Source organism: Streptococcus pluranimalium (assembly GCF_002953735.1).
Classification (GTDB): Bacteria; Bacillota; Bacilli; order Lactobacillales; family Streptococcaceae; genus Streptococcus; species Streptococcus pluranimalium.
This window is the reverse complement of the sequence record NZ_CP025536.1, coordinates 185614-206759: the sequence shown is the minus strand read 5'-3', so window position 1 is coordinate 206759 and position 21146 is coordinate 185614. Positions and strand designations below refer to the sequence as shown.

General features: G+C 38.5%; 17 protein-coding genes and 1 pseudogene. 6 read left to right on the top strand and 12 right to left on the bottom strand.

Translation table 11 applies throughout. The features are described from left to right. Positions 1-75 precede the first annotated feature (75 nt). Together C0J00_RS01095 and C0J00_RS01090 are read right to left on the bottom strand one after the other, a co-directional pair. A complete protein-coding gene (locus tag C0J00_RS01095) occupies positions 76-561 on the bottom strand; it encodes a PTS system mannose/fructose/N-acetylgalactosamine-transporter subunit IIB (protein ID WP_104967160.1) in 486 nt (161 codons plus the stop codon). Beyond that, positions 558-2348 carry a glycoside hydrolase family 35 protein gene (locus C0J00_RS01090; protein ID WP_104967159.1) on the bottom strand — a complete coding sequence of 597 codons (1791 nt, stop codon included), beginning with the start codon at positions 2346-2348 and terminating at the stop codon, positions 558-560. Before C0J00_RS01090 ends, C0J00_RS01095 begins: the two co-directional genes overlap by 4 nt. Before the next feature lie 139 nt (positions 2349-2487). Between C0J00_RS01090 and C0J00_RS01085 the strand changes: the two genes are divergently transcribed. Both C0J00_RS01085 and C0J00_RS01080 read left to right on the top strand, forming a co-directional pair. Continuing rightward, complete coding sequence (locus C0J00_RS01085; RefSeq protein WP_104967158.1) at positions 2488-3204, top strand: GntR family transcriptional regulator; 717 nt, start codon at positions 2488-2490, stop codon at positions 3202-3204. Between the two features lie 130 nt (positions 3205-3334). Next, a complete protein-coding gene (locus C0J00_RS01080) occupies positions 3335-4849 on the top strand; it encodes an IS1182 family transposase (protein WP_233995879.1) in 1515 nt (504 codons plus the stop codon). A 96-nt stretch (positions 4850-4945) separates the two neighbouring features. Here C0J00_RS01080 and lacD read toward each other — a convergent pair whose 3' ends face one another. The 5 genes from lacD to C0J00_RS01055 all read right to left on the bottom strand — a co-directional run bounded on the left by lacD (position 4946) and on the right by C0J00_RS01055 (position 11192). After that, complete coding sequence (lacD, locus tag C0J00_RS01075; protein ID WP_104967156.1) at positions 4946-5929, bottom strand: tagatose-bisphosphate aldolase; 984 nt, start codon at positions 5927-5929, stop codon at positions 4946-4948. 8 nt (positions 5930-5937) lie between these two features. Next, positions 5938-7113, bottom strand: coding sequence for an SIS domain-containing protein (locus C0J00_RS01070; RefSeq protein ID WP_104967155.1), 1176 nt, complete (start codon positions 7111-7113; stop codon positions 5938-5940). A 42-nt stretch (positions 7114-7155) separates the two neighbouring features. After that, a complete protein-coding gene (locus tag C0J00_RS01065; RefSeq protein WP_104967154.1) occupies positions 7156-7875 on the bottom strand; it encodes a GntR family transcriptional regulator in 720 nt (239 codons plus the stop codon). A 607-nt stretch (positions 7876-8482) separates the two neighbouring features. Next, complete coding sequence (locus C0J00_RS01060) at positions 8483-9529, bottom strand: BMP family lipoprotein (RefSeq protein ID WP_104967153.1); 1047 nt, start codon at positions 9527-9529, stop codon at positions 8483-8485. A 370-nt stretch (positions 9530-9899) separates the two neighbouring features. Then, complete coding sequence (locus C0J00_RS01055) at positions 9900-11192, bottom strand: adenylosuccinate synthase (protein ID WP_104968795.1); 1293 nt, start codon at positions 11190-11192, stop codon at positions 9900-9902. 1199 nt (positions 11193-12391) lie between these two features. Between C0J00_RS01055 and C0J00_RS10730 the strand changes: the two are divergent. The 4 genes and pseudogenes from C0J00_RS10730 to dusB form a co-directional block, all read left to right on the top strand. Then, positions 12392-12574 (top strand): annotated as a pseudogene (locus tag C0J00_RS10730) (hypothetical protein); the annotation flags it as partial. A 23-nt stretch (positions 12575-12597) separates the two neighbouring features. Then, a complete protein-coding gene (locus tag C0J00_RS01045; RefSeq protein ID WP_104967151.1) occupies positions 12598-13869 on the top strand; it encodes a toxic anion resistance protein in 1272 nt (423 codons plus the stop codon). 90 nt (positions 13870-13959) lie between these two features. Continuing rightward, complete coding sequence (gene hslO / locus C0J00_RS01040) at positions 13960-14832, top strand: Hsp33 family molecular chaperone HslO (RefSeq protein ID WP_104967150.1); 873 nt, start codon at positions 13960-13962, stop codon at positions 14830-14832. Further along, a complete protein-coding gene (dusB, locus tag C0J00_RS01035; RefSeq protein WP_104967149.1) occupies positions 14819-15796 on the top strand; it encodes a tRNA dihydrouridine synthase DusB in 978 nt (325 codons plus the stop codon). Before hslO ends, dusB begins: the two co-directional genes overlap by 14 nt. A 50-nt stretch (positions 15797-15846) precedes the next feature. Here dusB and C0J00_RS01030 read toward each other — a convergent pair whose 3' ends face one another. The 5 genes from C0J00_RS01030 to C0J00_RS01010 form a co-directional block, all read right to left on the bottom strand. After that, positions 15847-16938 carry a low temperature requirement protein A gene (locus C0J00_RS01030; protein ID WP_104967148.1) on the bottom strand — a complete coding sequence of 364 codons (1092 nt, stop codon included), beginning with the start codon at positions 16936-16938 and terminating at the stop codon, positions 15847-15849. 322 nt (positions 16939-17260) lie between these two features. After that, positions 17261-18019, bottom strand: a complete 759-nt coding sequence (locus tag C0J00_RS01025; RefSeq protein WP_158667295.1) for a PrsW family glutamic-type intramembrane protease — start codon at positions 18017-18019, stop codon at positions 17261-17263. Positions 18020-18092: 73 nt separating this feature from the next. Continuing rightward, positions 18093-18809, bottom strand: a complete 717-nt coding sequence (locus C0J00_RS01020; protein WP_104967146.1) for a CPBP family glutamic-type intramembrane protease — start codon at positions 18807-18809, stop codon at positions 18093-18095. Positions 18810-18982: 173 nt separating this feature from the next. Next, positions 18983-20344 (bottom strand): sensor histidine kinase, encoded by a 1362-nt coding sequence (locus C0J00_RS01015; RefSeq protein ID WP_104967145.1) that lies wholly within the window; start codon positions 20342-20344, stop codon positions 18983-18985. 1 nt (position 20345) lies between these two features. Continuing rightward, entirely contained in the window at positions 20346-21017 is a 672-nt protein-coding gene (locus C0J00_RS01010) for a response regulator transcription factor (RefSeq protein WP_104967144.1), read from the bottom strand. Between the last annotated feature and the right edge of the window lie 129 nt (positions 21018-21146).

Genomic DNA, 21146 nt, shown 5'->3' with positions numbered 1-21146 from the left:
TCTCTCACGACTCTCTACAGCATGCAATATTTGCTAAAACCAAAAGAGGTGTTAGCGGTTACATTTTTTTAGAAACTAACGAACTTTGTTTAACAAACTCATAAAATCTTGAGCACTATCATTCGGCACCATTTGATGGATGATTTTAGTGCCATGCCCTTGAATAGCATCAAATGCTACAATATCCTCATCCACAACGTTAACAGAACGTGTCACAGAGCGTGTTTCAGAACTTTGCGACATATTCCCTACATTCAATTCTGGTATCGTCACGCCTTTCTCAATCAGAGATAAGAAACGATCCGGTCTGCGTGCAACAATCAAAAGTCTTTGTGAATCATAACGACCTGCCAAAATGTTAGTAGCTGCTTTTTCTTCAGTCAAGATAGAGAGTTTAACACCAGCTGGTGTTGCTAACTTTAATCCTGTTTTTTCTAAATCATTATTCACAATGTCATTATCAACAACCATGATACGACTGATATTGAGTTTAGTCGTCCAAAGATTAGCTACTTGCCCATGAATGAGGCGTCCGTCAATACGTGCTGCAACAATTGTCATAATTTTTCTCCTTCTATTTCCTTATATAATGGTTTATGAGTGAGTGCTAACTGTGTTTGATAAATACCTTCTGTTTCAAAAATCGTAATTACATTCCTTCCTTTTTTCATGAAACTAGCTGGCAGATAGAGAGAGAGGGTGGGTCCCACCTGCCAAAAACGACCTAGATGATAGCCATTGATAAAGGCTACTCCCTTACCAAAATGAGACAAGTTTAAATAAGTATCTTTAGGATTTGGGCAATCATATTCAAATCTATAAAAGGCTGGTAATCCTTCTTGCCATTCAAACTCTGAAGCGTAGACAATATCTGAGATATTATCTAGTGGCAAAGGATACTGCTCCCACTCTCCTACAAAGTGAAGATCAGCCATCAATCCACGACCCAATCCCTTGCTTTGCGTCGGTGCTTCCAGTTTGTGCCCGTAAGTCACACGTCCCATATTCTCAACCAAGATATCCACCTGACTAAGATTTGTTTTTTGCTTAACCATGATATCGCCACCAATTTCTTCTTGATATTGAGTAGCCACTTTTTCATCATCCACAAAAACTTGAATACGATCCCTAGCATCAATGACTCGCAGCCTTTCTTCTTCCTTATCTTTTGGCAACTGTGTTCGATATAGGATATAACCTGTTGGCTGACTTAAGGCCTCCATACTTTTTGGGTAAAAATCACGTGAAGCTCTTGATAAGTTATGAATGGTATCTTTTAATGCTACCTTAGCTACCAATGGAATCTGGTCTATTGCCATAGTCTCTTTTATAAGTGGTTCCCTATAATCTAAATCGGGGTAGGCCTCTTTAAGTCTTCTTTGTAGCGCATAGAACTTCGGACTGGGGTTACCTGCCTCGTCTAAAATCGCATCATAGTCATAAGAAGTTACTTGCGGCAGGTCTTTGTTGCGACGAGCTGAGGTTCCGTTCATAAAACCAAAATTGGTTCCCCCGTGAAACATGTAGAGATTAATACTTCCCTCTTTGAGAACTTCCATTACTGAATCAGCTAATTCTTCCGGTTCTCTACGTATAATCGGCTCTTTCCAACGATTAAACCAACCATCCCAAAACTCCATACACATGAGGGGCCACTCTTTATTATGCTGTTTAAAGAAGGCTTTCATATTAGCAAAATTAATCTTACCCTTTGAGCCAAAATTACCTGTTACGAGAACCCCATCGTCAATCAAGCTTCCCGCCTTTAATGTCGCTTGCCATGCTCCATCTGAGGTAAAGAAAGGAGCCGTTAGGCCTTGATCTTCCATTAACTTTTTCAAACATCTTAGATAGGTCTTATCTTCTCCATAAGAACCATATTCATTCTCAATCTGAAACATGAGAATATTACCACCTTGATCCAATTGATGTTTTGCCAATTTTGGAAGAAGAACCTTATAATAACGTTCCACATAATTTAAAAATTTGGGGTCACTGGAGCGAACTCTCACGTCTTTTGCTAATAACCACGCAGGTAAACCTCCAAACTCCCATTCTGCACAAATATATGGACTAGGTCTAACAATAGCATACAAGTCTAAATCCTGAGCTATCGCCAGAAATTTTTCTAAATCTAGAATTCCTGTAAAGTCAAACTCACCTTCTTTTGATTCGTGCATATTCCAAGGAACATAGGTCTCTACAGTATTAAACCCAAGTGCTTTAAGATTATATAAGGAGTGATACCAGTTATCAGGGGGAATACGGAAATAATGAATGGCACCTGATAAAATTTTAAAAGGATTATTGTCTAAATAGAAGTCATCTTTGACAACAAATCGTTTCATAAATTCTCCTTTTATTTATTTGTAAACGCTTACTTTATATCATTATATTAACATTTATATCTTGTTATATCAAGTAGTTCGTGCCAATATTTTTTAATTTTTTTTTGCTATAATAACATTAAAAAGAAAGCGGAGAATCATGAAAAAACAAAAAGAACCGAAATACCTACAGCTAAAAGAAATTTTAAAAAAGCAAATTCTATCAGGAGATTTCTCTGAAGGCGATAGATTTCATACCCAATCTGAAATTGCAAATTCTTTTCAGGTTAGCTCGATCACTGCTATCCGAGCTCTGGATGAACTAAAAAAGGAGGGTTTAGTAGAGCGCAAGCAAGGGATTGGAACCTTTGTTGCACGCTCAAGACGCGAAGTTCTTGTTAAATTTTCTGACATAGAGCTATTCTGCCCAAATCAAGAAAACGTTCAAGTTTTGTCCATCACTAAGGGCAATAACCCTTATTATCTCGAAAAGTTAAATCTTCATAAAACTGAGTATTACTATCAAATTACAAGATTAAGAACTGCAGAAGAGAAGCCCTTTATTTACCACCAAACTTATTTACCACATGATTTTATCAAAAATCCCAATGCTGATTTACAAGAATTTCAATCTATTTACAATCGTTTTGAAGAAGATTTTCATATCATTATGACAGATCAAGCTTTTGAAGAAACCAACGAAATTTGTTTGAATATTCCTACTAAAATTAAAAAAGCCTTACAACTAAATGACTTTGAACCTAGTGTACTGCAGCTTAGAACTACTAAAAATCGTGAAAGTAACCGTATTTTAGAGTACATAGAAACTTATAAGCATTGGGAGTATTTCAAATTCAAAATATCCTCAAATGACTAGAGTCTGGGACAAAAGTCAGTTGACTCCATAAAAAAAGCAACGATTTTTGTCGTTGCTTTTTGCATGCTTGCGATAGTCTTGATAAAATAGAATTGACAAAAAAACACTTTAGAAAGGCTATCTCATGCATATTCACTATAACACAAATCAAACAACTTTACCATTAGAAATTGCTTGTGTCTTACCACCAGATCATATTGTCTTTACTATTGAAAAAGTGGTTAACTCACTAGAAGAATATCACTTTCAAACCTTTTATCATGACTTTGGTCGACCTTCTTATCATCCCAAGTTACTTCTATCTGCCCTTCTTTTTGCCTACACTCAAGGGGTCTTCTCTGGTCGAAAGATTGAAAAATTGATGGTAGAAAATCTAGGTATGCACTATTTGACAGGGCAGCTAGTTGTCAGTTACCGTACCATTAATCGCTTTCGTGTCTCTGATGGGATAGAAGAACTCATAAGGCAACTCTTTATTGATCTTAGTGTCCAATTAAAATTGGAAAAATTGGTGACATTAGATTGCCTTTATATTGATGGTACTAAGATTGAAGCCAATGCCAACAAGTATAGCTTCGTTTGGAAGAAAGCTGTTGATAAATTTTCTGTCACTCTCCAAGAAAAGATGCAAGTCTATTTTCAAGAAGAAATATGGCCTCTTATTCATCAAGCCATTGAGCGAGATGAACAGGAAGATATTACTTCAGAACAGTTAATGAATTTCGCTCAAGTACTAGAAGAAGAACTTTCTCATTTGAGTCAGAATATTGAGGAAAGCCCAGTCAAAGGACCAGACAACCGTAAAACTAAGCGACGTCAACTTAAGAAAGTCCTAAAGAAAGTGAAAAATGATTTTGCGGTACGGACAGAGAAATATGAGAACTATCAGATGACATTTGAAGGGCGAAACAGCTTTTCAAAAACAGATACCGATGCCACTTTCATGAGAATGAAAGAGGACCACATGAAAAAAGGTCAACTCAAACCCGGTTACAACCTCCAAATCGCTACCGAAAATCAATTTGTTCTTCACTACGATGTTTTTCCAAATCCAACAGATACGAGAACCTTACTCCCTTTTTTAGATTCCTACCCTCATGAGCTGAAAAGGATTGTCGCTGATGCAGGATATGGAAGTGAAGAGAATCTTCTGAGCTTAGATGAGATGGGAGTTGATCACCTGATTAAATACGGCCTCTTTGATAAGGAACAAAAAAGAAGTTATCACCACTCTGATAAAAATCTGAAGAATTGGTCTTATGATGCCAAAACGGATACTTATATACATCCTGACGACTGGATTTATCATTTCACGAAGAAACAAGTTCGAAAGACGGAGACAGGTTTTAAACAAGAAATAACCATTTATCAAGCAGAAGAACCAGAGCTAGCTCCTCAAAAATGTCTCTATATCAACAAGAGGTACCTGGAGTTAAAAGAAAAAGAAAGACAATCGCTTTTATCTGATGAAGGCAGTCACATCTTTGCGAAACGCAAGATTGATGTGGAACCTGTTTTTGGTCAGATAAAGGCTTGTTTGGGTTATAAACGTTGTAACCTGAGAGGAAAACGGAAAGTCAAAATTGATATGGGATTGGTCCTCATGGCCAATAACCTCCTCAAGTTTAATAAGAAAGTTGCATGAAACTAAAAAATAGAGACTCACCAAAAGTGAATCTCTATTTTTATAGCTGAGAAATCTTTTTGTCCCAGACTCTTTTTGTTTTCCTAATTAGAAAGATTATTTCACCTTTTCTTCCCAAGAGCTCGCGGTATCCGCAAGCACCTTGTTTAGGTCATCAATATTCTTAAAACCTTCTGTACGCAACCATTCGCGTGCTGCATCTGCGCCCTCTTTGATATAAACAGGTACTGCGCCCGCCCACGTCGCACGGCCACAAAGCACTCCGTTAAACTTAGCGCCTGATGCTGCTGCAAACTGCAAGGTCTCTTGGAAAAGTTTCGCTGAAACACCTGCACTCAAATAAATGTATGGTAAGTCACTTGAGGCTTCTTGATCTTTAAAGGCTTGCGCAGCTTCTTCCTTGGTAAAGAGAACGTCGCCATCTGTAAAGCCTTCCACAAAGTTCATATTGACAGGAACTTCTACCTTAAGCACATCCACACCAAAGCGTTCATCTGAAAAGACCTTCATGGCTTCATTGACCTTGTGAGCTTTCACTTTCGCAAACTCTGGGCTGTTATTATCTGAAATGCTTTCATCATAAGTCAAAATTTCAAGGTAAAAGGGAATATCTTCTGCTCGACATTCTGAACCAATGCGCTCAATGTAAGCTTTCTTTTGGTCATTGACAGCTTCATCGCCATCGACATCGTAGTAAAGAAGGAACTTCACGGCATCTGCACCTGATTCTTTGATACGCTTAGCTGACCAAACATCAAGACAGTCTGGCAAGCGGCTAGTAGTGGTCGCATCATAACCTGTTTTTTCATAGGCTAGCAGCAAGCCTGCCTCTTCATGGCGAACCTTGGTCGCTGGTAGACCGTATTCAGGGTCAAGCAAGATAGATGATGCGTACTTGGTGAGCTCTTCTGAAACAAGGCTTTTGAGTTCTTCGATTTGCTCAACCGTTGGTTCTTCTGTCTGATGTTGCGCCATCATGCGTTTGAGCGCCCCGCGTTGGTCAAAGGCTAGGGCTGAAATCACACCATTTTGGCTTAGTTGTGTCATGTAGCGACGTTTGTTTTTGGTTAACATTAGCATAACTTCTCCTAAGCTTTGTAATCGTGAATGGTTACACCTTTAACAACACGGTTAACTGTTCCACTTGCAGACGGTGTATCAGGAAGATTATTTACCTTAATTGAGGATAATAAAGCAATCGTTTGAGCCACAAAAATATACGGCAAAGCTAAATAGGCATCCGGTAACAATACATCAGAAGCAAAGCCAAATGTTTGTCCAGAAAAAGCTGTAGCACCATCCTGAGCTAAAGCCAAGGTTTTGATGGCAATTTTATCCGCTTCTACTTCTTCCAAAATATCTAAATCATACTGGCGTACATAAGTATGGTTATTAACGAAACCAATCACAATCGTCTTATCATTTACAAAGGATTTGGGCCCGTGTCTGAATCCCATCGATGAGTCGAAAACGGTTACAATTTTACCTGCAGTTAATTCTAAAATTTTTAATTGAGCCTCTCTAGTCAAACCTGATAAGCTTCCTGACCCAATATAAACAAGACGATCAAAGTCTAAATCAACCAATTCTTGTAGCTCTTGTTCACGATTGATAACACTCTCAGCTAGAGATGCTGCCGTATCAACATAGTTTTTTTTCTGATTCTCATCAATACTTCTATCAAATACTAATAAGGCTGAAAGCATCATGCATGAGAAGCTTCCTGTCATAGCAAAACCAGCATCATTCGATCCTTGTGGTTGCAGTAATAAAAAATTATTATCCTGAGAATGAGCTGCTTTGGCCAATTCTCCTTCTGGCGCACAAGTAATGGTTAGGTGGTAGATATTATCAATCAATTGATTCGCCAACTCAACCGCAGCCAAACTTTCAGGACTATTACCACTTCTTGCAAATGAAACCAACAAGACCGTATCTTCCGGATAAAAATAATAATGCGGCGCAGCTACAATATCAGTAGTTGCAACACTCGAAAATAAGAAATGTTCCCTATCACCATTTGTTTGTAGATAACTTGCAATGCTATTGCCTACATATTCAGAAGTACCTGCACCTGTAAACATTACTTTTACAGCTTTACCATTAGCCGAGGCTATGATATCAGCAAGAAAACAATCAATCTTATCTTTCTGTGATTGATAAGTTGACAAAGCCTCTAGCCAAAGTTTTGGCTGTTGCTTGATTTCACGTGTTGTAATTTCTGCACCAAGCTTGGTAAGTTCTTCAGTTGATAATTGAAACATATACAACCTCCTCCTATAATAAAGTTACTAGTACATCATCGTTTAAGATGGGTAATGTGTAATGCGATAACGAAATTGGTCTGCACGGGCAATACTAAACGTAAATTCGATTAATACATTTTTGTCATTATAAGTGTGCCGTGTCACATGTAAGACAGCAGAGCCTTTTTTAATGTTTAAAAGGTCAGCCTCATAATCCAATGCAATACTTGCTGCAAACTCTTCTTCCGCAATACGAATTTTTTGTTCAAAATCTTGGGTGAAGATATCATATAATGGTTTCTTTGCAAGTAAATCTTTTTCCAAATTCTCAAAAGGTGAAACTGGGATATAAGTTCTTTCAAACATCATTGGAAAACCATCAGCTAGACGTAAGCGTTCTAACTCAAATACATCACTTCCTACTTCCATATTCAAATAAGAAGCTAAGTAAGGTGTCACAGTGACTTTTTCAAAAGAAAGAATCCGTGTCTTTGGTGTTTTACCTAATTTCTTCATCTGCTCAGTAAAACTATAGGTTGAAGCAAGATCCGTTTTCACTTGTTCAATACTTGACACAAACGTTCCTTTACCTTGAAGCTTATAAATCAAGCCTCTAGCTTCTAGTTCTTTTAGGGCTTGCCTAACCGTTATACGACTGACACCAAAATCCTCACTCAATTCCCTTTCAGAGGGTAAACGTTCATGTGCGACCATTGAATCACGAATCGTCAACTCTAAAGTATCCACCATTTTTAGATAAAGAGGTTTTTTATTTGACATCAATTTTTAACATCTTTCTATTTCAACTTGTTATAACCACTTATAGTATATAATATATAAATAATATCTGTCAAGTAAAAAGATAATACCAAATATATTATCGACTGATGATTCAAGTGAATTACTACTGATTTTAATGCAAAATCTGAATATAGAATCATGGTTCGAGTCTCCTTATCCTAGTAAATCGTCCAGATTTACACCTTGTACTTAAGTGGTTTCAGATTTAGATTTTCATTGAGTATAACGCTTAAACAAAGCGAATGCCAGCTTAACCGAAAGCTCCTCTTAAATAAGGAAAATGCTTATGAGACTACACTAGCAGTCATACTCAGTCAGACCTATTTCACAAAGCATCGTAAGACAAAACTCTTCTGGATCTAGTAGCAAGTCCTATCACAATTCATTCAAAACGACAATGAAGTCCACTATATACCCAGAAAAGTCCGCATCTTTTATACTTTTCCTTAATGCCGTAAGCTGTAATTAACTAAAAAGATCATACCCACAAGTCTTGGTTAAAACTTGTTGATATGATCTTGATTTTATATTCCTAAACTTCTCTATACATTAGAAAATAATTGATAGTCTATTGCGGCACTCCATCCTATTTAGTAACCGTTACTGTACCATCCACAATGGCTTTTTTAGCAGCTTCGACAGCTTTTTTAGCATCGTCAGAGAGGTTGTCTGTTACTAGTGAGACACCGTCTTCTTTCAAGCCGAAGGTTCTAACTTTACCACCCGGGAATTTCCCATCTTGTGTTTCCTTTGTTACCATTTGAAGACCTTTACCAACTTCTTTGATGCTTGAGGCCAACACAAAATTCGATGATTTGCCATCTTTAGAAGTGTATTTTCCTTCAGCGCTTTGGTCGCTATCAACACCGATAACCCAAACTTTATCGGCTTCATTTTGGCGTTCGTTAAAGTCTTTAGCTTCACTGAAGACACCTGCACCAGTTGCACCAGCCGCATGATAAATCACATCTGCCCCACCTGCGTATTGGGCAGCAGCAATCGTTTTTCCTTTAGCTGCATCGGCAAATGACCCTGCGTAATCAACTTTCACCTTGATGCTATCATCAATTGATTTTACGCCTGCTTTGAAGCCATTTTCAAAACGCGAAACCACTTCTCCTTCCATACCTCCAACAAATCCTACTGTTTTAGACTTTGTCGTTTTAGCTGCAGCAACTCCTGCTAAGTAAGCTGCTTGATCATCCGCAAAGGTGATACTTGCAACATTTTTTTGGTCTTTGATGACATCATCAACGATGACAAAGTTGGTATCTGGGTTACTTGACGCTGCCTTTTCAAGGGAATCATGCAGTGGGAAGCCAATTCCGAAAATCAAACCATAACCGTTACTTACAGCTGTGTCAAAGTTTGTAGCAAATTCTGACTCACTAGCTGATTGGAAGTAATCATAGCCTTTTCCTTTTTTAAGTCCATTGTCTTTACCCCAGGCTGTTAGACCTTCCCAAGCTGACTGGTTGAATGATTTATCATCAATACCAGTTACATTAGTTACCATTGCAACTTTCAAGTCATTTTTAACATCTTTTTCAGAACGCTCTGAACGATTGCCACAAGCAGCCAGCAGAAGAGTCGCGCTCAAAAGCGCACCTACGGTCATTAGTGATTTTTTCATTATTTTTTCCTTTTTCAATTGTCTATTCCTTATTTTTTATCAAACAACACAAAAAAGCAAGTCCCCTAAGAAACCGCACTAGCCCCACAAAGGGAAACTTACTTTTTTGATAAGACTAGAAAACCAGCCTTAATGTTTGATGACATTTCATTAGCTTATTTTGATTAGGTTCTTATATTTATTCTGGTCGTCTGAACGCTGATACTCACCGTTCTAGTCGCCCTGACGGGGGTGTGACTACGGAGGTTTTAGATTAACCAAAGCCCTAATATTATTTAATTCTTTAGGAGCTTTCAGGTGAGGAGACAAGGCGAAAGCATAACTTAAGTTAGGTAAGCCGTAGACGACGAAGAATCAAAGCGACTAAAGCCTAAATATTCGCCCAAACAGATTCCAAGATGTTAGTCTGTTCGCGTCCTGGTCCTACTGAGAAAGTAGAAATACGAACACCCACCAACTCACCGATACGGCGAACATAGTTACGAGCATTTTCTGGAAGGTCTTCTAGGCTACGAACACCTGTGATGTCTTCAGACCAACCTGGAAGTTCTTCATAGATTGGTTTACAACGTTTGAGTTGCTCAAGACTTGCTGGGTAGTAATCAATACGTTCGCCATCAAGGTCATAGGCTACACAGATTTTGACGGTATCAAGACCTGAAAGCACGTCGATTGAGTTAAGGGAAAGGTTGGTAATGCCTGATACACGACGGCTGTGGCGCATGACAACAGAGTCAAACCATCCCACACGACGTGGGCGACCAGTTGTTGTTCCATATTCTTTACCAACTTCACGGATACGATCGCCAACTTCATCGAATAATTCTGTTGGGAATGGTCCATCACCAACACGACTAGTGTAGGCTTTACATACACCAACGACTTTATTGATTTTTGATGGTCCAACCCCTGAACCGATAGTCACACCACCAGCAACTGGGTTTGATGAGGTTACAAATGGGTAAGTTCCTTGATCGATATCAAGCATAACCCCTTGTGCACCTTCAAAAAGAACACGTTTACCACCATCCAAAGCATCGTTGAGGATAACAGATGTATCGGTCACATATTGTTTAATTTCTTGACCATACTGGTAGTATTCTTCGAAAATATTATCAAAAGCCAATGGGTCTGATTCATACATTTTTTCAAAGAGGCGGTTTTTCTCAGCCAAGTTGGTTTTAAGGCGCTCTGCAAAGATTTCTTTGTCCAAAAGGTCCGCAATACGAATACCAACACGCGCAGCCTTATCCATGTAAGCTGGACCAATCCCTTTAATCGTTGTCCCGATTTTGTTGTCTCCTTTAGCATCTTCTTGAAGCTGATCAAGCTTGATGTGGTATGGGAGGATAACGTGGGCACGGTCTGAGATCCGAAGGTTATCAGTCGTTACACCTTCTTCATGGAGATAGTTCAATTCTTTAACCAAAGATTTTGGATTGACCACCACACCATTACCGATTACTGAGATTTTTTCTTTGAAGAAAATCCCTGATGGAATCAAGTGAAGTTTGAACTTCTTACCATCAATCACGATTGTGTGACCAGCATTGTCACCGCCTTGATAGCGAGCGATGACTTCCGCATCAGCTGACAAGAAATCCGTGATTTTACCTTTACCTTCGTCACCCCATTGGGTACCAACAACAACTACAGATGTCATATTTTTGATTCGGGCTGCGCCCAATAGCTGAGCGAAACCCTGCTCCTTTTCTGAAAAACTATTGGCAGGAATCTCACCTGCAAGTTTATCTTACACTTTATTATAGCAAAAACCGAAAACTTTTTCCAGAAAACAATAAAAATCGGGTGATTTCTATAACCTCTTCACCATTCGCTATTCAAATTAATTCAAATTCCGAATGTTTTTAGCCAAAATCCATTCACGCTTATGATAAATTAACAACCTTTGGCAACAGTAATGTCAGGATAATTTATTCTTTGCCCATATCGTTTACAACAAAAAGTGAGATAATACCCTTACTGTCTCAAACGTAACTCTGCAGTGACAAGAAAACTTCTTTGTTAAAAGATAAAGACTGATCTCTTATTATTACTTTAAGAAGATGATGTAAAGACAACTTTCCCCAATTTAACGAAGTTAATTCTTCTATGCTAGACTTAAGCAACAGTTAAACGCTATTTTTTTCTTCTAGCAATTGTGTGCTACCTTTTATCACTCGTAGCATCATCTCATTAGGAAAACAACCTATTTTGGCATAAATCTTAATAACTTATCGCTAAAAAATTGTTTTCAATTCCCCTTTAGAGTACAATATTATTACATTCAAAAGATTAGAAAGCGATTGGTAGTGCATGGAATTTATTGTCATCCTCATCGTCTTAATTGCCATCTCTGGACTAGGTACTTACTATGCAACCAATCGTCCAACGGCTCTTCAAAGACGAAATACAACCCTACGATTACAAGATTTAAAGGATACTATCCAACAGGCTGACCGTCAGGTAAAGCTCTTGGACAATTACTTGGCCGACCAAGATTACACACAGTACAGCATTGTAGCCCGCCAGTTATTACCGAAATTGGACCAAATCACGACCGAATCAGAGGCTTTAAAAGACGATATGGACCTCAAAATCTATCGTCGCGTCACTAAAAAAGCTAATGATGTTAAGGCAGATGTCAACCTACAGTTGGAACGTCTTCATATCGCTACTGACTTAGAACCCGCTAGTGAGGAAGAAACCAGACTGCTTAAACGAGCACCAGAATTGACTACTATCTACCATAACATCCAGCGTGATCATCGAGCTATTACGGAAAAAATCAAGGAAGCTGATAATCAGGCTGAACTGACTGCCCTTCACGAAAACAATATGAGGCGTTTCGAGGATATTCTCACTGGCTATCTTAAAATCAAAGAAGCTCCAAAAGAGTATTACAATGCGGAAGAACGATTGTCTGAAGCTAAGATAGCTCTTGAGCAATTTGACTTAGAACTTGATGAAACCCTTCGTCAACTCAACGAATCGGGGCTCAAAGATTTTGACGTCAGTCTGCGCATGATGCGTGACAAAATATAAATTAGAAAGAAAAGGATACTTACATGGCTGAATTTAATTTTGATATTGATAAAATTGCAAATAGTGCTGTCGCTAAAACAGACAAAACCACTGAAATCATCGCTTCTGAACCTGAAAGTTCAACTGGGCAAATTGCCTTTTTAGAGAAATTATCGCCAGAGCAAAAATCAGCTATCGAAGCCAAAGCTCCTGCCCTTGTTGATGCCTTTGTCGATGACCAGAATTATCTCTTGGATTTTGGTACTTCAGCTGTTGAGGAAGTTAACAAAACTGTTAATCACATCCTCTCCGAACAGAAAAAACTAGAAATTCCACAAGTCGATGATCTACTAGCTGCAACCAACCGTGAACTAAACGGCTTCATTTCTAAGTACAAGGATGTCAAACCAGCAGAGTTGGAGAAAAAGCCAAACTTTATCGAAAAAATCTTCAACAAAAGCAAATCCAGCTTACAAGAATTCTACTTCGACTCTAAAAATATCGAACAAAAAATGGATAGTATGGCTGCTACCGTCGTCAAACACGAAGAAACCTTGGCGCGAAATATCGTATCCGCAGAAATGCTGATTGAAGACAACACCGAATCCATCGAAAACTTGGTCGGTGTCATTGCCTTCCTCGAAGCCACACAAAATGAAGGGGCAAAACGCGCCGGAGAACTACAAAAACAAGTGGCACTCTTGGATAATGCTGACCCAGAATTCCACGCTAAATCCGAAGAATTAGCCCGCATGACCGAAGTCATCAACACCTTGGAACAACAACATACCGAGTACATGAGCCGCCTCTACGTGGCTTGGACGACCACGCCACAGATGCGTAATCTCGTCAAAGTGTCATCAGATATGCGCCAAAAACTCGGCATGCTCCGTCGCAACACAATCCCAACCATGAAGCTATCAATCGCTCAATTAGGAATGCTGCAACAGTCTGTCAAATCCGGTGCAACAGCAGATGCTATCGTTAATGCTAACAACGCCGCTCTTGAAATGTTAGCACAAACAAGTAAAGAAGCTATTCCAGCTCTTGAGCGCTCTGCCCAAAGCCCAACCATGTCTATCGAATCTGTTACGGCACTCGCTGAAAGTCTTGTTGAACAAAATAACGGCATCATCGTTGCTATCGACAACGGACGTAAACAACGTGCTCAACTAGAAACAGCCATCGTCAAATCAGCTGAAACCATCAACGATTCCGTCAAACTCCGTGACCAAAAAATTGTTCAAGCCCTCCTAAACGAAGGCAAGGAAGTCCAAAAAGACGTGGAAGCTGAAGAAACAAGTCAAAAAGATTAATAGAAAGCCACTTAATCTAATAATCCAACTCCTCAAACGAGGAGTTTTCTCTTGCCCTAAATCACTGATAAATATGGTAAAATAGGGTTTATGGATAAATTAATCAAATCAATTTCAGAGTCAGGTGCCTTCAGGGCTTATGTCCTCGACAGCACTGAGACTGTTAAACAAGCACAAGTCAATCACGACACCCTATCATCATCAACCGTTGCCCTCGGCCGTACCCTCATTGCCAACCAAATCCTCGCTGCCAACCAAAAAGGAGACAGCAAAGTCACTGTCAAAGTCATTGGTAACAGCTCTTTTGGTCACATTATTTCCGTTGCAGATACCAAAGGAAACGTCAAAGGCTACATCCAAAATACCGGCGTTGACATCAAGAAAACAGCAACTGGAGAAGTCCTCGTTGGACCTTTCATGGGCGCTGGGCAATTTGTTGTCATCGTTGATTATGGTACTGGCAATCCCTACACGTCAACAACCCCTATCGTTTCGGGAGAAATCGGTGAAGACCTCGCCTTCTACCTAACAGAAAGCGAGCAAACACCTTCTGCTGTTGGTCTCAATGTCCTCCTAGATGAGAACGACCAGGTTAAAGTAGCTGGAGGTTTCATGCTACAGGTCCTTCCAGGTGCGTCTGAGGAAGAAATCAGCCGCTACGAGAAGCGTATCCAAAACATGCCAGCCATCTCAACGCTCTTAGAGTCAGAAGACCACATTGATGCTCTGCTATCAGCTATTTATGGCGATGAGCCTTATAAACGTCTATCAGAAGAAACCATCGGTTTCAACTGCGACTGCTCACGCCATCGTTTCGAATCAGCCCTCGCCACATTACCAATGGCTGATTTAGAGGACATGAAAGACAAAGACCAAGGTGCCGAAATCGTTTGTCAATTCTGCGGCACAAAATACCAATTTAATCAAAACGATTTGGAGGCTATTATCCGTGACAAAGCTTAATTCATCATTCATGATTGGGAATGTCGAAATCCCACACCGCACTGTCCTAGCACCTATGGCAGGGGTAACTAACTCAGCCTTTCGTACTATCGCTAAAGAATTCGGTGCAGGGCTTGTTGTCATGGAGATGATTTCTGAAAAAGGATTACTCTACAACAACGAAAAAACACTCCACATGCTCCACATTGACGAAAATGAACACCCAATGTCTATCCAGCTCTTTGGTGGTGATGCTGAAGGCCTCAAACGGGCGGCTGACTTCATCCAAACCAATACCAAAGCTGATATCGTTGACATTAACATGGGATGTCCTGTTAACAAGGTTGTCAAAAACGAAGCCGGTGCCAAATGGCTCAAAGACCCAGATAAGATTTACCACATCGTTAGTGAAGTGACCTCTGTTTTAGATATTCCTTTGACTGTCAAAATGCGTACTGGTTGGGCTGATAGCTCATTAGCTGTGGAAAATGCCCTTGCTGCTGAATCAGCTGGTGTTTCTGCTCTTGCCATGCACGGTCGTACTCGTGAACAAATGTACCGCGGCCACTGTGACCATGAAACCTTGGCACGTGTTTCAAAAGCCATCACTAAAATTCCATTTATCGGAAATGGTGATGTCAAAACCGTTCACGATGCCAAATTCATGATTGAAGAAATTGGCGTTGATGCCGTTATGGTAGGTCGTGCTGCTATGAGCAACCCACACATCTTCACTCAAATCAATCACTTCTTTGAAACTGGAGAAGAACTACCGGAACTACCATTCGCTAAGAAATTAGACATTGCCGAAGAACATCTCAAACGCTTAGTGAACCTTAAAGGTGAAATGATTGCTGTTCGTGAATTCCGTGGTCTTGCTCCTCACTACCTACGAGGAACAGCTGGTGCTGCGAAGGTTCGTAGCGCTGTATCACGCGCCGAAACCTTCCAAGAAGTCCAAGACCTATTCAATACCATTCGTTAACAAAAAACCTTCTTTGTCCTAGCTTCAATCGCTAAGATAAAGAAGGTTTTTTAGTTGCCCATCTGATGAAATAAATAAGCTAAACTAGCTGTTAAACCAGTTACGATAAAGGTTACCAACAAATGTTGTCCCGAGAAGATTAACGAACCAGCCAATGACAGCAAATAAATTAATAGGATACGCTTTAAAAAACGATCACTTAGATGACGGCTAGCCTTGTTATAAGTATTATGTAGGACGATACTAAAATAATACATCCCAAGAGCAACAAATAAGAAAATCACTACAAACAGATTATTAACATCTGGTTCTGTCAAGAAACTCAGTGCTGCTGTCACCATTGTCAAACTGAGAAAAATAACATAGTGGAGGTAAATCATACGCATTCCTGTCGTATGAGGATTGTCATGATTAATATCCACATAAAACTCTTCATAATAAAACCAAAAGAGTGATAAAACAATGATGAAAAAAAGAATAGATTGAAAAGAAAAAGTCACAAGCGTAAAATATTTAGCAATACCACCCATAATCATTTCACCAAAAGTAATGATCACTAAAAGCGTCAATCTCTCGACCAAATGGGCAAAACTAATGGGAACTCTACTTGTATCCTTTTGGAAAAAAAGAGGCAACATCAACCCCGCCAAAAAACCAGCCAAGTAAAAATAGATACCAAACGTTAAGGACATGAATAAACTGAGCAAAACAAGAGCAAAACGAACACCTAAAATCAGCAAATAATTTTTGATCAGCTCTTGATGTTCTGGACTTTTATGCTCTTTTAATGCTAGAAAATATTGGCTAAATAAACTGGCTGTCAGTAAGAGTACTAAAATAACAAAAGGAGTAAATTGACCCTGCCATTCTAAACTAAAACTATTGGATAGAAGCAACAAGAGCCCCATATCAAGAAACAAAAACGCATGATTTTTAATACTTTCAGTACCGTAGCGATTGAGAAAGACTGTCTGATAAACCCAGATATTGATTAAAAATAAAAATGACAAGGTGAAAATAATAAAATCACCCAGAGGGATAAAACCGTCTTGTAGATGATGGATCAAAGTCATCGATCGTCCAATCGCATAAACATAAACCAAGTCAAAAAATAACTCGGGAATGGAAACTTTTTTGTGCATAAGACCCAAAAACCTTTCAAAAGATAAAACTATTATAACCTAAACTAGTCATTTTAGAAGGCTATAGAGACTCTACAATTTCACTTCATAGAAACAAAAAAGCCAATCTTCATAAACTAAGATAGACTTGCAGTACCTATAAAGTCATTAAAGAAGACTAAGAACATCAAAACAAAAGAGAGGAAAACTCCCAACTATTATATCTTACTTGCTGATCTGGAATAAGGTCAAAAAGATTGGGACTTTCATCCCAACCTAAAATCGATATTGGCTCCGATGGTATGTCATCCATCCTAAAATCAAGATCTCTCAACTGCGCTTCTCAATCTAGCATTGCCAATGATTGATGTTTTTCTATACGCTCAATGGTTTGGTAGAAGTAAAATAGTAATCCCAGACTAATAATCGTAAGAAGTCCCTTAAGTAGCAAACTACCATCAACTACCGAAGTATTCCAAATCACATGAAGTAAAAACGGCAATATTAAATAGCATTTTACAGTGAACTGTGTCACACCTATCTTAACAAGTAAAAACCAGGCTCCTATCATTAAGGTCGTAAGTAGCCAGTGACTAGCAAATGAGCTACTTAAACGACCCAAGGCTTCTTGAATAGGGCTTACTTGATTTTCCACCAACGCTCCCAAAATATAGGTATAATCTTCAGATAATTGAAATCCGAGTCCAACACCTGCTCCAACAGAGAGAGCTTGCCTGATTGTCTTAATACGTAAAAGATATAGCAATAATATTGCTAGTAGCATTTTTAAAGATTCCTCAACAAGTGGTGGAATCATGCTAGGGAGCCATTCTTCTAGTCCAGATACACGAGAAAAGGCAGCTAATGACATATCTGAAAGCTTTGTATTCAACCATCCCGCAGGTTGACCAATAATAAGAGCCCCAAAGACAAGTGCACAACAATACTCTTTCCATGTCTGACCTTTTTCACCGAAGAACCATATAACCAACATACTGATAGGTATCACATAGACTATCAACAAAATGATAATCGCCAAAACAAATGATAGCCATTGTTGACTTTCTTGCGATAAGGTCAATAAAATTAATAGCTCTTTCACTACTCTCCATAAACTTAGTAAACAAAGAGTTAATAATAAGAAATAACGCTTCATTACAATACTCCTTCTCGTTCTAGATACCTGTTACAACAATATACTGTAAGATAGTTAAACCAACAACATCAGCGATTGAGTGAGATAACATAATTGGATAAAGATTGCGGCTCTTTTTGCGATACCAGATATAGTAGAATATACCTAGTACGATACCAATAGATAAGGCACTTACTAAGCCTTGGTAGGTATGGAATGATATACGAATCAGTATAGAGAAGAGGAAAATCCAGGTACGGTGCTTCGCCTCAACTGCAGTACATAAACCAATAAAGTATATTTCTTCGTAAAAGCCATTTAAAAGGGCGTAAGCCACCAAAGGAAGATTGGTAAACTGTGAAAGAAAGAACTTAATCCCATCTAAAAATTGCCATGAAGATCCAAAAATCTTCCCTACACTATGTGGATCAAAAAAGATAACAAAGATATCCACCATAATAGCCAGTAAGAAAAACATCCCGATTCCTGTCAATGTTGCCTTAGGCGAAAATTTAAATTGCCATTGCTTAAAATCAAACTTACGCCAAATCAAGTAAGCCGCAGCTACAACTAAAGTAAGACCTTGCACTATCATCATATATACATTTTGGCTACCAGTTGTTTCCGTTAACTCAGGAATCACTTGTCCATTATTTTGGAAAAACATGACTGTCGAAGAATAGATAGCTTGTCCAAAGAAGATAAGGGTTAGGATGACAATATCCCACCATTTTAAGCATTTTAATTTCTGTGTCATAAAAACCTCTTTTCTTAATAACAGTATTTACCCTTATTATAAAATATCTAGTTATGTGTCTTCTATTGACTATCTGTTTTTTAACTATTTTTAGCCTTGTATTTATTTCCTATCAAAAAAGCTACTTTTTCTCCAAAAATAGAGTAAAAGCAGCTTCTTATGCAAATAATTTCCTAATCACATTGATTAAAATTCAATGTAAAAACCATATAATCTCCACGAGGTTTTAGGGAGTAGTTGATGTTATGCTTTGATAGAATGTGATCAACAATATATAAACCAAGTCCTGTTCCACCGTCATGGCGACTTCGACTGAAATCCGGACGATAGAATGGCTCAAAAAGATGGTCTAATTGCTCCTCATCTATAAGCTGATCCACTTGATTACTAATTTTAATCTGATTATTTTGAGTGCAAATGGAAATGATTCCCTTTGGCTTTGTATAATGTAAAGCATTATCTATAATATTTCTAATCGCTCTTTCTAAATAAAAGCGATGTGCTTGAATCATGAAATCCTCTACATCATAAACTAGTTCCCTATCTTCTAGTGCCATGCTTGTCTCATAACTCGCCATCAAACTATCAAGCATTTCTCGAACAGAAAATTCATCTTGATTGGGATTTAACAATAAATCCAATTTTGAAGCTTCCAAAATAGAGTGAACAAGATGAGATTGTTCTTGCAAAATAGTACGACATTCTAGCAGATACTTATCGCGGTTCTTAAAGTCACCTACTTGATAAATCATACCATCTACAATACCTATCATGCTCGTGATAGGTGTTTTTAATTCATGAGACGTCATTCTCAAAAAGTTCATCTTCTCTTTTTCACGCTCTAGTGCCAATTCATTCTCTCGTTTCAAGTCCTTGATACTAATCAATAAACTTTCATATAAGGCATTGATGTCTTGTGCTAATAGAGAAATCTCATCTTGACCAGTCACAGTACAAGTCAGATTTTGATCTAACTGACGTAGGGCTCGCGTTTCTTGTGACAATTGCCTGATTCTTCTGGTCGACCAGCGACTATATAAGAAAGCCGCCCCAAATACAAGAAACATAAACAATAAAATAATAAAAGGATAGAGCGTTAACAAGGTCTGACTAATACTCGTCAGGGAAGGGAAGATATATTGACCTGTTACTATTAAATAGTCTTTAACATCAGTTTTAACAGTCTCCGTCCAATATCCTGCTTCTGCATGCTTCGAATCTGAGAAGCTTTCCGATTCAATATCATAATCATCCAATCGATCCTGTTCAGGATAAATGAGTCTTCCCTTCTTATTACTCAAGGAAAAGAATAACCCCTGATGTTGCGCTTCGTATTTTCTAAGAGCCGTCACCATCTTTTTTTCAGGCATACCATCTAACTGTTTTAATACCGCATTGAACTCTTGTCTTAAAACTTCTTTTCTAGATTGATTATAATAAATTGGCAACGTAAAGTAGGAAATCATCAAGAAAAAAATAACTACTATGCTGATTGTAGCCATAAAACTAAGGAAATGTTTCCGTGTGAGTCCCATCTCACTTCCTCTCAATTTTATACCCCCTACCAATAACTGTTAATAATGCTAAACTTGGTATTTTCTTTCTAAGATTTTTAATATGATTATCCAATACACGGCTGTCCAACTCACTATAGCCCCAAATAGTATCCATTAAATAGTCACGTGTCACAAGCTTACCGCAACGTTTTACCAAAATTTCTAAAATGTCATACTCGGTCTTTGTTAACGGAATCTCCTTCTCCTCAAAATAAGCAGTGGCATTATCAAGATCTATAGTAAGCTCTCCCACTTCAAGTTGTGTAGATGTTTTAACTTCTTTACTTCCTTTGCTTTGACGTAAAATATTCTCCACCCGTTTTGTGAGAATTAGCGGCGAAAAGGGTTTTACAACGTAATCATTAATAAGATGATTAAAACTGACCAACTGAGTATATTCATCGTCCATAGCTGTTAACATCATAATAGGAACATCCGAGTGTTGACGAATTGTTTTCAATACGTCCAACCCATTGACCGAAGGGATCATGATATCCAAAATGATGAGGTCTATTCCTTTCTCCTCTTCAAAAACATCAAGAGCTTTTTGCCCATCAAATTGAGCATTAACCTGATGCCCTTGTTCCTTCAAAAACTCTGTCACAATTTGATTGATTATTCTATCATCCTCGACAACCAAAATATATGCCATTTACTTTGTCCTTTCTCGTCACCTCTTTTCCTCATTATAGCAAAAATCAGTCAGCAAACGAGGCTTGTTTTTAAAAAGGAGATAAAAAACAGACACCCAGTTACTTGGCGAATAAAGCAAATAAAAAGT

Coding starts and splice junctions, on each gene's coding strand:
- C0J00_RS01055 (WP_104968795.1), bottom strand. CDS start 11,192: ATGACATCTGTAGTTGTTGTTGGTACCCAATGGGGTGACGAAGGTAAA.
- C0J00_RS01020 (WP_104967146.1), bottom strand. CDS start 18,809: ATGACACAGAAATTAAAATGCTTAAAATGGTGGGATATTGTCATCCTA.
- C0J00_RS01060 (WP_104967153.1), bottom strand. CDS start 9,529: ATGAAAAAATCACTAATGACCGTAGGTGCGCTTTTGAGCGCGACTCTT.
- hslO (WP_104967150.1), top strand. CDS start 13,960: ATGGATAAATTAATCAAATCAATTTCAGAGTCAGGTGCCTTCAGGGCT.
- C0J00_RS01095 (WP_104967160.1), bottom strand. CDS start 561: ATGACAATTGTTGCAGCACGTATTGACGGACGCCTCATTCATGGGCAA.
- C0J00_RS01085 (WP_104967158.1), top strand. CDS start 2,488: ATGAAAAAACAAAAAGAACCGAAATACCTACAGCTAAAAGAAATTTTA.
- C0J00_RS01045 (WP_104967151.1), top strand. CDS start 12,598: ATGGCTGAATTTAATTTTGATATTGATAAAATTGCAAATAGTGCTGTC.
- lacD (WP_104967156.1), bottom strand. CDS start 5,929: ATGCTAATGTTAACCAAAAACAAACGTCGCTACATGACACAACTAAGC.
- C0J00_RS01065 (WP_104967154.1), bottom strand. CDS start 7,875: ATGTCAAATAAAAAACCTCTTTATCTAAAAATGGTGGATACTTTAGAG.
- C0J00_RS01015 (WP_104967145.1), bottom strand. CDS start 20,344: ATGGGACTCACACGGAAACATTTCCTTAGTTTTATGGCTACAATCAGC.
- C0J00_RS01070 (WP_104967155.1), bottom strand. CDS start 7,113: ATGTTTCAATTATCAACTGAAGAACTTACCAAGCTTGGTGCAGAAATT.
- C0J00_RS01010 (WP_104967144.1), bottom strand. CDS start 21,017: ATGGCATATATTTTGGTTGTCGAGGATGATAGAATAATCAATCAAATT.
- C0J00_RS01090 (WP_104967159.1), bottom strand. CDS start 2,348: ATGAAACGATTTGTTGTCAAAGATGACTTCTATTTAGACAATAATCCT.
- C0J00_RS01030 (WP_104967148.1), bottom strand. CDS start 16,938: ATGCACAAAAAAGTTTCCATTCCCGAGTTATTTTTTGACTTGGTTTAT.